The 12,352-nt window shown below is 66.2% G+C and carries 10 protein-coding genes; 5 read left to right on the forward strand and 5 right to left on the reverse strand.

Annotation, left to right across the window (positions count from 1 at the left end):
* Position 1: 1 nt before the first annotated feature.
* Positions 2 to 805, reverse strand: a complete 804-nt coding sequence (locus NU688_RS16970; protein ID WP_257861911.1) for an ABC transporter permease — start codon at positions 803 to 805, stop codon at positions 2 to 4.
* Positions 802 to 2,220, reverse strand: coding sequence for a mannose-1-phosphate guanylyltransferase/mannose-6-phosphate isomerase (locus NU688_RS16975; protein WP_257861912.1), 1,419 nt, complete (start codon positions 2,218 to 2,220; stop codon positions 802 to 804). Before NU688_RS16975 ends, NU688_RS16970 begins: the two co-directional genes overlap by 4 nt.
* A 93-nt stretch (positions 2,221 to 2,313) precedes the next feature.
* On the opposite strand from NU688_RS16975, the gene NU688_RS16980 reads away from it, so the two are divergent.
* Genes NU688_RS16980 through NU688_RS16990 form a run of 3 tightly spaced genes read left to right on the forward strand, consistent with a single transcriptional unit; the run spans position 2,314 to position 6,228 of the window.
* On the forward strand, positions 2,314 to 4,146 hold the full coding sequence (locus NU688_RS16980) for a glycosyltransferase family 2 protein (RefSeq protein WP_257861913.1): 1,833 nt from the start codon (positions 2,314 to 2,316) through the stop codon (positions 4,144 to 4,146).
* The gene (locus NU688_RS16985; RefSeq protein WP_257861914.1) at positions 4,143 to 5,147 is read left to right on the forward strand and encodes a glycosyltransferase family 2 protein; all 1,005 of its coding nucleotides are present in this window, start codon (positions 4,143 to 4,145) and stop codon (positions 5,145 to 5,147) included. The genes NU688_RS16980 and NU688_RS16985 overlap by 4 nt, the downstream gene beginning before the upstream one ends.
* A 28-nt stretch (positions 5,148 to 5,175) precedes the next feature.
* Entirely contained in the window at positions 5,176 to 6,228 is a 1,053-nt protein-coding gene (locus tag NU688_RS16990; protein WP_257861915.1) for a glycosyltransferase family 2 protein, read from the forward strand.
* Here the strand turns inward: NU688_RS16990 and NU688_RS16995 are convergent.
* Positions 6,225 to 8,273 (reverse strand): acyltransferase family protein, encoded by a 2,049-nt coding sequence (locus tag NU688_RS16995; RefSeq protein ID WP_257861916.1) that lies wholly within the window; start codon positions 8,271 to 8,273, stop codon positions 6,225 to 6,227. The genes NU688_RS16990 and NU688_RS16995 overlap by 4 nt on opposite strands.
* 66 nt (positions 8,274 to 8,339) lie before the next feature.
* The gene (locus NU688_RS17000; protein ID WP_257861917.1) at positions 8,340 to 9,110 is read right to left on the reverse strand and encodes a glycosyltransferase family 2 protein; all 771 of its coding nucleotides are present in this window, start codon (positions 9,108 to 9,110) and stop codon (positions 8,340 to 8,342) included.
* Between the two features lie 45 nt (positions 9,111 to 9,155).
* On the opposite strand from NU688_RS17000, the gene NU688_RS17005 reads away from it, so the two are divergent.
* Both NU688_RS17005 and argB read left to right on the forward strand, forming a co-directional pair.
* Positions 9,156 to 10,253 (forward strand): glycosyltransferase family 4 protein, encoded by a 1,098-nt coding sequence (locus NU688_RS17005; protein ID WP_257861918.1) that lies wholly within the window; start codon positions 9,156 to 9,158, stop codon positions 10,251 to 10,253.
* Between the two features lie 50 nt (positions 10,254 to 10,303).
* Positions 10,304 to 11,197 (forward strand): acetylglutamate kinase, encoded by an 894-nt coding sequence (argB, locus tag NU688_RS17010; protein ID WP_257861919.1) that lies wholly within the window; start codon positions 10,304 to 10,306, stop codon positions 11,195 to 11,197.
* 22 nt (positions 11,198 to 11,219) lie between these two features.
* Here the strand turns inward: argB and galE are convergent, their stop codons facing one another.
* A complete protein-coding gene (gene galE, locus NU688_RS17015) occupies positions 11,220 to 12,236 on the reverse strand; it encodes a UDP-glucose 4-epimerase GalE (protein ID WP_257861921.1) in 1,017 nt (338 codons plus the stop codon).
* Positions 12,237 to 12,352 lie beyond the last annotated feature (116 nt).

Here is a 12,352-nt window from a genome sequence, read left to right on the forward strand (position 1 = left end):
ATCAGAGCCAGTAGACGACGCGGCGACGGTATTTGGCGAACAGCAGGGTCGCGGCAATGATGCTCACTGCCGTCCAGCACAGGATGCCCAGCCAGTTGTGGACATCGGCGACACCGCCCATCAATGGGGTGCGCAGCAAGTCCAGCATCTGCGCGAAGGGATTCCAGAGAATGTACTTGGCGCGCGCGGGCAGGCTCGAAGGCACCCAGAACACCGGGGTGAGGAACATCAGCATCTGCATCACGCTGGTCACGATCTGGGTCACGTCGCGGTAGCGCGTGCAGACGAGGCCGAGCAGCAGGCCGAGGGCGTGCGCATTGACGATCAGGATGAGGAAGGCCGGCAACACCAGCAGCGCCGACCAGGACAGCGAGATGCCCGCCCACAGCGCCACCGGCACGTAGAGCACGATCTGATGGGCGAACTGGATCACGTTGCGCGCCATGCTGCGCCAGACGAAGAGGCTGATCGGAAAGTAGCCCTGCTTCAGGTAGTTGGACGATCCGACGAAGGCATTGCAGGCATCGGTCACCACGCTGGAGAAGAAGGCCCAGAAGATGACGCCGAGCGCCAGATGTGGAAAGAACTCGTTGAGCTTGGTGCCGAAGAGCGACGCGTACAGCGGCCCCATGCCGCTGATCATGACGCCCATGCTCAGCGTGAGCCACAGCGGCCCGAGCATGGAGCGGCGGTAGCGCAGCACGATGTCGAACCAGGCGAGCGTCCACCAGATGTCGGTGCGGCGGGTGCCTTCCCACCAGTCGGAAATGGCGCTTCGATGCAGATTGGAGTGAACTTGGCTCATGTGCGTCCGTAAGTGTCTGCGAGGCGAACGATGTCGTCCTCGCCAAGGTAGCCGCCGCACTGGACTTCGATGAGCACCAGTTCTTCGTCGCCGATATTGGTCAAGCGGTGTTTCTCTTTCAAGGGGATGTAGCGGTACTGGCCGGGCAGGGTTTCGTGCTCGACATCGCCGATCTGGACGATGCCGCGGCCCTGAACCACGACCCAGTGTTCCGCGCGGTGGTGGTGATATTGCAAGGACAGCGATTCTCCCGGCATGACCGTGATGCGCTTGACCTTGTAGCCTTCCTCTTCCTTCAGTGCCGAGTAGGTGCCCCACGGGCGGTTGACCACCGCGGGCGAATGCACCGTCTCGTGCTTGCGGGCCTTCAGCGTGTCGACCACCTTCTTCACGTCCTGGGCGCTGTCCTTGTGCGCCACGAGCAGTGCGTCGGGCGTGTCGACGATGACCAGGTCGTGCACGCCCAGCGTGGCCACCAGCTTGGGCGAGTGGCTGTCGACCTGGACGTGGGTGCCGGTGGTGTCGATGGCCACGACGTTCGAGGGCATGGTGTTGCCGCTGGCATCGGGCGTGAGCACCTTGGCCAGCGCCGGCCACGAGCCGACGTCGCTCCAGCCGAACTTGGCAGGCACCACGTGCACGTTGTCGGCCGGCTCCATGATCGCGTAGTCGATGCTGATGTCAGGCTGTAGCCCGAAGGTGTGCAGGTCGAATTGGATCGTCTCGCCCGCCGTCTGCGACGACTCGAGCGCGCGGCGTGCCGCGGCCAGCAGTTCGGGCGCATGGCGCTCGAAGGCGGCGACGATGGCGTCCGCGGTGAAGCAGAACATGCCGCTGTTCCAGTAGTAGCGGCCGGTGGCCAGGTACTCCTGGGCGGTCTGGAGATCGGGTTTCTCGACGAAGCGTTTGGCCGCCTGGCTCTCGCGCGAGACCTTGGCCACCTCGACATAGCCGAAGCCCGTGTCGGGCCCCGTGGGGTTGATGCCGAACACCACCAGCTTGCCCTGGGTGGCGAGGCGGAACGCCTGGTTGGCGCTGGCCACGAAGGCTTCGATGTCGGGCACCAGGTGGTCGGCCGAGAGCACGAGCATCACGGTGTCGCCGCTGAATTGCCGGATGCACTGCAGCGCGGCCAAGGCGATCGCCGGCCCGGTGTTGCGGCCCCGGGGTTCGAGCAGCAGCGTGGCCTCGGGCGGGTCGGACATCTGGCGCAGCACGTCCTTGGTGAGAAACAGGTGGTCCTTGTTGGTCACGACCATCAGGTCGCCCGTGCCGCAGGCCTGGCCCCGCTCGATGGCCTGCTGGAGCAGGGTGGTGCCACCAAGTTTCATGAAGGGCTTGGGAAAGGCTTGCCGAGACGCTGGCCAAAGCCGGGAACCTGCCCCCCCTGAGAGCACAACTGAAAGGACGCGCATTTTTTTATAGGGTGTGATGAGGGGATAATTTTACCGGTCCCCACGAGGCGGCCCCGTAACGATTGGAAGCGTCTATTTTCGTGATCTCGAGCAATGTTCAGTAAGCCTACGCTGCCGGCTGCGCAGCCCTTTCCCCGGCGGCGGCGCGGGCTCGACATCGCTTCGAGCAATGCCCAGTTGCAGCGGCAGATCGGTTTGCTGGAGGTGCAGGTCAAGGCCCTGGATGCGCAGGTCCGTGGCATGACGCAGTCCAGCAGCTGGCGCCTGACGGCTCCGCTGCGGTGGCTCGGCGGGCATTTTCAGCGCATTGTTCGCGGCGTGCCGGCGGCGGCCGCTCTCGCCAAACGGGGGAGCTACGCCGACTGGGTGGCGCGCTACGACAACCCCGGCAGCGACGCTCGTGAAGACAGCCGGCGTGTGGAGATGGCCGCGTGGCCCACGCGTCCCCGCTTTCTGGTGCTGACTTCAAACGCAGCGTCGTTGCAGGAAACGACCCGGTCCTTGGCGGCTCAGTCCTACAAGGAGTGGAAGCTCCAGGCCGGCCCGCCGACCGCTCCCGTGGATGCGGACTGGATCGTCTGGCTCGAGCCAGGTTGCACGCTGAGCGCCCACGCGCTCTTCACGATCGCGAAGGAGATCGCCGCGCATCCCGAGGCCCGCATGCTGTATGCCGACACGGACGTGGTCGATGCCGCTGGCGGTCGCAGCGATCCCTGCTTCAAGCCCGACTGGAACCCGGACCTGTTCCTGTCCCGCAATCTTTTCTCGCCGATGGGCGTTGTCCAGACCAGCCTGTTCGACGAAGCCGGGGGGCTGAATGCAGCCACCAATGGCGCGCAGGGCTTCGACCTGGCATTGCGCTGCGTGGAGCACGTTCGACCCGACCAGATCCGCCACATCCCGCGCATCCTCAGCCATTCCAGTGCTCCGCTTGCAGCGCCTGATGCAGCCGACGCACAAGCGCTCGACCGCCATTTCCAGCGCACCGGCGCCGCGGCCACCGCCGAGGTCACGCCCCACGGCCTTCGCGCGCACTATGCGTTGCCCGAGGCGCCGCCCTTCGTCTCGCTCGTCATCCCGACCCGCAACGGCGTGAACCTGGTGCGCCAGTGCATCGAAAGCATCGTCCTCGAAACCGCCTACCCGAACTACGAGATCCTGCTGGTCGACAACGGCTCGGACGATGTCGAGGCGCTCGCGTACTTCGCCGCGCTCGATGCGCAGCCGGGCATCACCGTGATCCGCGACGACCGCCCCTTCAACTACTCGGCGCTCAACAACGCCGCCGTGGCGCAGGCGCGCGGAGAGCTCATCGGTCTGCTCAACAACGACATCGAAGTCATCTCGTCCGACTGGCTTCACGAGATGGTGTCGCTCGCGTTGCAGCCCGGCGTGGGCGCGGTCGGCGCGAAGCTGTTCTATCCCGATATGACCATCCAGCATGGCGGCGTCGTGCTGGGCGTCGGGGGCATGGCCGGGCATGCGCACAAGCACCTGCCATCGACCGTCGCGGGCCATGGCGGCCGCGCGCAACTGGTCCAGAATTTTTCCGCCGTCACCGCGGCTTGCCTCGTCGTGCGCAAGTCGCTCTACGAACAGGTCGGTGGTCTCGATGAAGCGCAGCTCGGTGTGGCCTACAACGACGTCGACTTCTGCCTGCGCCTGCGCGAAGCCGGCTATCGCAATGTCTGGACGCCATACGCCGAGCTGCTGCATCACGAGTCGGCGAGCCGTGGCCTCGAAGTGGCGGCCGAATCGCGCGACCGGCTCGCGCGCGAGTCCGCGTTCATGCAAAGCCGTTGGGCCGGCCTGATCGCCCACGACCCCGCCTACAACCCCAACCTCACGCTCGACATCGAAGATTTCGACCTGGCATGGCCGCCGCGCGACCCCCGCAGCGACGCCGCCCCGGCAACCCACCCATGAACGCTCCCCGTCCCCTCGAAGTCTCCGTCGCGCTCTGCACCTACAACGGCGCCCGGTTCCTGCGCGAGCAGGTGCGCAGCATCTGCCTGCAGACCCGGCCGCCGGTCGAGATCGTGCTGTCCGACGACGCCTCGCGCGACGGCTCGGTCGAGGTGGTGCGCGCCGCCGTCGCCGAATGCGCGGCCGAGCGCCCGGGGCCGCCGATCGCCCTGCGGGTCTTCGAGAACCCGGTCGCGTTGCGCGTCGTCAAGAACTTCGAACAAGCCATCAGCGCCTGCACCAGCGAGCTGATCGCGCTCAGCGACCAGGACGATGTGTGGATGCCCGACCGGCTCGCGCTGATGGTGGCGCGCTTCGAGCAGGACGCCAACCTGCTGCTGCTGCACACCGATGCGCGGCTGGTCGATTCCGAGCGCCGCGATCTGAACCAGACGCTGTTCCATGCGCTCGAGGTCACGCCTTTGGAGCTCGCGCAGGTGCACGGCGGCAAGGCCTTCGACGCGCTGCTGCGCCGCAATCTGGTGACCGGTGCGACCACCGTCTTTCGCCGCACGCTGCTGGCCGACGCCTTGCCGCTGCCGGTCGAGTGGGTGCACGACGAATGGCTGAGCATCGTCGCGTCGAGCACGGCGCGGGTCGACCTGCTGGAGCAGTCCCTCATCGACTACCGCCAGCACGAGTCCAACCAGATCGGCGCGCGGCGCGACACCTTTGCGGAGAAGGTGCGCAAGGCGCTGGCTTCTCGCGGCAACACGCACGTGGAGCGTGCGATCAAGGCCGAGTTGCTGCTCGCGCGGCTGCTGCAACTGGGCGACCGGGTCCCGCCCGAGATCATCGCCAAGGTGCGCAGCAAGATCGAGCACCAGCGTTTTCGCGCCGCCTTGCCCGCGTCGCGGCTGGCGCGCATCGTGCCGATCGCCCGCGAAGCCATGACCGGCCGCTACGACAAGTTCGGCCGCGGCGTGCGCGGCGTGGTCCGCGACCTTTTCGAATCTGTGTAGGCTCCGCCCCCAAAGAACCATGAATCCAATGAACGCCTCCCCAGATTCCACCATCGCAGCGCAACCGACCGCCTGGCCGAGCGTCGTGGTGATCATCCCGTTCTACAACGGCGCCGATTTCATCGAGCGCTCGGTCAAGAGCGTCTTCGAGCAATCGGTGCCCGCGGCCGAGGTGATCGTGGTCAACGACGGCTCGCGCCCCGAAGAGCGCGCTTCGCTCGATGCGCTGGCCGCGCGCTACCCGTTTCGCATCATCGACAAGGAGAACGGCGGGCAGGGGTCGGCGCGCAACGCAGGCGTGAAGGCCTCCACCTCGGACTTCATCTGCTTTCTCGACCAGGACGACTTCTACCTGCCCAACCACATCGAGACGTTGGCAGCCTCGATTCCGCCCGGCGACCGGCTGTTCGGCTATGTCTACGCCGACCTGTACGAAGCGGACGCCGACGGCAACGTGGTCCGCACCGGCGTGATCAAGGAGCACGCGACGCACCCCAAGCGCAACATCAACGACCTGCTGCGCAACGACATGTTCGTGCTGCCGTCGGCCGCGCTGGTGAGCCGCAAGGCCTTCGAGGCGGTCGACGGTTTCGATTCGCAGTTCATGGGCTTCGAGGACGACGACCTGTTCCTGCGCATCTTCCGCAAGGGGTTCAGCAACTACTTCGTGGACAAGGCCGTCACCGTCTGGTGCATCCACACGGCGAGCACGTCCTTCGGCATCCGGATGATCCGCAGCCGCTTCAAGTACTTCAAGAAGCTCACGCAGATGTTCCCCGACGAGCACCTGCGCGGTCGCTACTACTTTCGCGATTGCCTGGTGCCCCGCTTCCAGCCGTACTTCGTGAACCACGCGATCGAGTCGATCAAGAACGACGACCAGTACCGCGAGGAGATGAGCGCGATCCTCAACGAATACGGCGCGATGGTGCTGGCCAATCCGTATGTGGGGCGCAAGAAGAAGCTGCGCCTGCGGATCACGCTGTTCCTGCTCAACCACTGCCCGCCGGGCGTGGTGCGCCTGGTCGGCGCCGTCACGCGCCTGCCCGGCATTCGCAGCCTGCGGCGCCTGTACGCCTAGCGGGCAGGGGCCGGGGCAGCCGCTGCAGGCTGCTTCGGCGTGGTCATCGCGGGGTCGATGTAGGTGGCGAACTTGCGCACGTATTCGGCGCGCAGGTGCCCAGCGTCCTTGTAGATCGGCGTGGCATCAGCGTCCGCGCGGGTACACCAGTCCTTCTCGCACAGCGTCGGAATCGGGTCGATCACGATGGCGCCGCTGCGCTGCGCGATCTGGCGCATGCGCTCGTGCAGCGCCTTCTGTTCCGACACCCAGGGCGCGGTCGGCGACATGCGCCCGACGCTCATGTTGCCCAGGCGGCCACCCTTCACGAACTCCTCGGGGCCGAAGCCTTCACCGACCGGGTTGTCCAGCAGCAGGTAGACCTGCTTGTGCTTGGAGAGCGCCGTCATCACCGTCTCGAGGGTGTTGAGCGCAAAGTCCGCGCCGCCACCGCCCATGAAGCGGCGCTTGTTCTTGCCGTCGAGGTAGTAGTAGCGGTCCGCCGCGGCGTTGTCGGCGGTGGGCTTGTCGGTTTCCGAGAAGTAGCAGTTCCAGCAGCCGCCGAAGACCACCGCATCGAACTTGTCGCTCACCGCCAGGCGCATGCCGCCGTCGCGGCGTTCCGCGCAGAGGTTGTTCTGCTCGTCGACCACGTTGGGAATCGGCGGGCAGGCGCCCCAGGTCGCGAAGGAGAGCGAATCGAGCGTGTCCGGCGCGGTCTTGCTCAGTTCCACCGCCCGCGGCCCGTACTGCTCGATATGGCTGTCGCCGAAGAACAGCACGCGGCGCTTGCCGTGCCCGATCTGCTGCAGCACCTCGCCATCGACCTTGATCGGGTTGAGGCCGTCCGGGTACGCCCAGTCCTTCGCCGCGGCGGCGGTCTTGTTGAAGTACGGATCGCTGTGGCGTCCGACGTAGTAGCCCGTGGTGGCCAGCAGGCCGAGCACAACGAAACCGACCATCGCGGCCACGAGGCCCGAGGTCACCGTGGGGTTCTCGGTCTTGCGGGTGTAGCGCTCCACAAAACGGTAGGTCAGCCACGCGAGCACGAAAGAGGCGACCAGCATCAGCGCCCGGATGCCGTCGGAAGGCAGCTTGCCTTCCAGGATGCGCGCATACGCCAGCAGCGGCCAGTGCCACAGATACAGCGGATAGCTGATGAGCCCGACCCACACCATCGGCTTCGACGCGAGCACGTAGCGGTTCAGCACGCCGGTCGGCCCCGCGGCGATGCAGAAGAAGGCGCCCAGCGTCGGCAGGATCGCCCAGAAACCCGGGAAGGCCTTGCCACCGCGGATCAGGCACAGGCCCAGCACGATCAGCGCCAGCCCGGCGATGGACTGCGCATGACGCCCCCAGCCCGGCTTGGGCAGCGGCCGGTGCAGCCGCATGTACGCGAGCATGCCGCCGATCATCAGCTCCCAGAAGCGCGAGAGCGGCGAATAGAACGCGGCCTCGCGGTGGCTGTGGATGGTCGTCACGTTGAGCAGGAACGATGCCCCTGCCACGATGCCCACCACCCAGAGCACGCGCCACTTGCGCTTCCACGCGAGGCCCAGCAGCACGGGCCAGAAGATGTAGAACTGCTCCTCGATGGCCAGCGACCACAGGTGCAGCAGCGGCTTGGTCTCGGCCGCGTTGTCGAAGTAGCCGGCCTCGCTCCAGAACGCGAAGTTCGAGACGAACCCGGCGCCCGAGGCCACGTGCTTGCCGAGCTGCACCCATTCGTTGGGCAGCAGCGCATACCAGCCGAAGGCCAGCGTGGCCGCCAGCACCAGCGCCAGCGCCGGGAAGATCCGCTTCACGCGCCGGGCGTAGAACTCGCGGTAGCTGAAGCCCTCGCCCTCGAAGCTGGCCAGGATGATCGTGGTGATCAGGAAGCCCGAGATGACGAAGAAGATGTCGACACCGATGAAGCCGCCCTTGATCCACTGCGGGAACGCGTGGTAACCCAGGACCGAGAGCACCGCCACGGCGCGCAGCCCGTCGATGTCCGGGCGGTATTTGGGGTGAACCAGGTGGGCGTGTTCGTTGTGGAGCGTCGGGCTCGTCGTTGTCGTCGTCATCGTTGGTGTGAAGGCGCGCTTGCTTTTTTCGTTCCCGATTGTCTTCGCAAACGCTTTTCGCCCTCCTCAGGGGCGGGGTGGCTGCATCCGCCGGTAGCGCCAGAAGGCGCCCGAGAGCCACACCTTCAGCAGGCTGGTGGCGTGCCAGTACAGATAGCGCTTGCTGCGGTGGCTGGCGCGCTGGGCGTCGTGCCGCGCAAGCAGGTCTTCGCCGATCTGCAGCTTCCAGCCTGCGAGCTGGGTGCGGGCGCAGATGTCGAAGTCTTCGCCGTACATGAAGAAGCGCTCGTCGAAACCGCCGATCTCGCGGTAGGCGTCGCTCCGGAACAGCATGAAGAGGCCCGGAATCCACGCGGGCACGGTGGGCCGCACGTAGCCCGGCTTGTTGCGCCCGAGGATCTCGAAGGGCGTGAGCAGCGCCCGGTGCGGCTCGGGCGCGTGCTTGCCGGGCTCGAGGATGCGCGGGGTCATCAGGCCGGCGTCAGGTGTGGCCTGCACGATCAGCGGCGCGAGCACGTCGCTGTCGAAACGGATGTCCGGGTTGAGCACCAGGAACCAGGGCGTCGTGCAGCGCCCGAAGGCCTGGTTGTGATTGGCACCGAAGCCCTTGGGGCTCGCGTTCTCGATCCGCTCGACCTCGAAACCCCAGCTTTGCCCCGCCAGCACGTCGGGCTCCGGGATGTTCACCGTGAGCACGACCTTGGCGATCGACGCGCGGCTGTACCGGTCCAACTGGTCGAGCAGCGGCTGCACCAGGGCGAGCTGGCCGTGGCTCACGATGGAAATGGTGATCGAGGGCAAAGGAGCGGGGGAGGCGGGGGATGGAGGCGTGGGCATGGTCTAATTTCGCTCGGGAATTCTAGGGTTCCCCAACTCCCACACATGATTGCCCTGATCGTCATCAGTTTCTTCGTCGCCGCCTTCGCGGTCCAGCTCTTCATGCGCCGGGCGCGCAGGCACGCACGGCTCTACGGCGCCGACATGCCGCAGCGCTTCCACAAGGGCCACGTGCCGCGCCTGGGCGGTGCGGGCATCCTGCTGGGCATGGGGGTGGCCTGGCTGGCGGCGGGCATCACCGGCACCGATCCCTTCAATGTGTCGTGGCCGGTCAAGACCTCGATGCTGACGCTGCTGTGCATCGCGCCTGCGGTGCTGGGCGGCATCGTCGAGGACATGACGCAGCAGGTGAAGGTGCGCTATCGGCTGGGCCTCACCATCGGCTCGGCCCTGCTGGTGTGCTGGCTGCTCGGCCTGGGCGTTGCGCGCACCGGCATCCCGTTGGTCGATGGCTGGCTGGCCATGCTGCCGTACGCCACGGTGCTTTTCGCGGCGCTCGCCATCGGCGGACTGCCGCATGCCTTCAACATCATCGACGGCTACAACGGCCTGGCCGGCACGGTCGCCGTGCTGGTGTGCCTGGCGATCTCGCACGTGGCCCTGCAGGTGGGCGACCGCCAACTGGCGGCCATGATGGTGTGCCTCGTCGGCGCCACGGTCGGCTTCCTGGTCTGGAACTATCCGCGCGGCAAGATCTTTGCCGGCGACGGCGGCGCCTACGTCTGGGGCATGGTGATCGCCGTGGCCTGCGTGACGTTGGTGCAGCGGCACCGCGTCGTGTCGCCGTGGTTCCCGATGCTGCTGCTGATCTATCCCGTGTGGGAGACGTTGTTCTCCATCTACCGCAAGCTCGCGCGCGGGCAGTCGCCCGGTACGGCCGATGCGCTGCACTTCCACCAGCTGATCTTTCGCCGCATCGTGCGCGTGGCGCTGGCGGACGACGAGGCGCGGCAACTGCTGGCGCGCAACAACCGCACATCGCCGTACCTCTGGATGTTCGCCGCGCTGTCGGTGGTGCCCGCGGTGCTGTTCTGGAACAACACCATCGTGCTGATGCTGTTCTGCCTGCTGTTCGTCACGACGTACGTCGGTGCGTACCTCATGATCGTGCGATTCAAGGTCCCGCGCTGGTTGCGGCCTTGAGAGAATTTCCGTTCGTTCCCATCGTTCAACGCTTTGGAGCCTGACCGCCCATGACCGACCCCGTCCTCAACATTCCCCCGCGCGACAAGGCCGAGATCCTGGCCCAGGCGCTGCCGTACATCCGCAAGTTCCACGGCAAGACCATCGTCATCAAGTACGGCGGCAACGCCATGACCGACCCAGCCCTGCAGGCCGACTTCGCCGAAGACGTGGTGCTGCTCAAGCTGGTCGGCATGAACCCGGTGGTGGTGCACGGCGGCGGCCCGCAGATCGAGGCCGCGCTGAACAAGCTGGGCAAGAAGGGCAGCTTCATCCAGGGCATGCGCGTGACCGACGCCGAGACCATGGAAGTCGTCGAATGGGTGCTGGCCGGCGAAGTGCAGCAGGACATCGTGGGCCTGATCAATCAGGCCGGCGGCAAGGCCGTGGGCCTGACCGGGCGCGACGGCGGCCTGATCCGCGCGCAGAAGCTCAAGCTGGCCGACCGCAACGACCCCAACGTGCAGCACGACGTGGGCCAGGTCGGCGACATCGTCTCCATCGACCCCAGCGTCGTGAAGGCGCTGCAGGACGATGCGTTCATTCCCGTCGTGAGCCCCATCGGCTTCGGCGAGGACAACGAGAGCTACAACATCAACGCCGACGTCGTCGCCGGCAAGCTCGCCATCGTGCTCAAGGCCGAGAAGCTCATGCTCCTGACCAACACGCCCGGCGTGCTCGACAAGAACGGCAAGCTGCTCACCAACCTGAGTGCCCGCGAAATCGACGACCTGTTCGCCGACGGCACCATCTCGGGCGGCATGCTGCCCAAGATCGAGGGCGCGCTCGATGCGGCCAAGAGCGGCGTGAACGCGGTGCACATCATCGACGGCCGCGTGCCCCACGCGATGCTGCTGGAGATCCTGACCGACCAGGCCTACGGGACGATGATCCGCGCCCGCTGAAGGCGGCCTGGCCAGGCCGCCTTCAGCTGTACCCGTTCGGGTTGGCCTGCTGCCAGCGCCAGCTGTCGAGGCACATCTGGTCGAGATCGCGACGCGCTCGCCAGCCGAGCGTCTTGTAGGCCAAGGATGGATCGGCCCAGTAGGCCGGTACATCGCCGGGCCGGCGCGGACCGATTTCGCAAGGCAGCGAGTGGCCGCTCGTCCGTTCGAAGGCGTGGACCACCTCCAGCACGGAAGCGCCCTTGCCGGTGCCGAGGTTCAGCGTGACCAGTTCTCCATGGCTTTGCGCGTGCTTCAGGGCCGCAACGTGGCCCTCGGCCAGGTCCATGACGTGGACGTAGTCCCGCACGCCTGTACCGTCGGCGGTCGGGTAGTCGTTGCCATGGATCTGCAACCTGTCACGCTGGCCCCCGGCCACCTGGCAGACGAAGGGCATCAGGTTGTTGGGCTTGCCTTGGGGATGCTCGCCGATGAGCCCGCTTTCGTGTGCGCCCACCGGGTTGAAGTAGCGCAGCAGCGCGATGTGCCACCCCGGTTGGGAGCGGTACAGGTCGCGCAGCGCCTCCTCGACCATCAACTTGGAGCGCCCATAGGGGTTGGCTGGGCGCTGCGGCGCGTCTTCCGGAATGGGGGAGCTCTCCGGTTCGCCGTATACCGTGGCCGAAGACGAGAAGATCAGGGTGTTCACGCCGGCATCGCGCATTGCCGAGGCCAGGACGAAGCTGCCATGCACATTGTTGTCGTAGTACGCCAGCGGGTCTGCCACTGAATCACCCACCGCCTTGAGGCCGGCGAAATGGATCACCGAGGAGAACGATTCCTCGCTGAAGATTCGTGCCAGCAACGCGCGATCGCGAACGTCGCCTTCGATGAACCTCGGCTTGCTGCCGATGATCTGGCGCAGGCGCTCCAGCACCCTTACATCGCTGTTGCCGAGGTTGTCGAGAATCACGGGCACATAGCCAGCGGACGCCAGCGCCACGCAGGTGTGGCTGCCAATGAAGCCGGTGCCGCCGGTCACGAGAACGCGTTGTGTCATGCAGATGCGTGCTATTTCTTGAAAGAACTCGATTCTGAACGAGCGCTTGGCCGTGTGGCCGTCGGCGCTGGCTCGCTCCCAGGGCTGTGCGAGAATCAATTGATTACATCTTTGCA

The organism is Variovorax sp. ZS18.2.2, assembly GCF_024701975.1.
In the GTDB taxonomy this organism is placed as follows: domain Bacteria; phylum Pseudomonadota; class Gammaproteobacteria; order Burkholderiales; family Burkholderiaceae_C; genus Variovorax.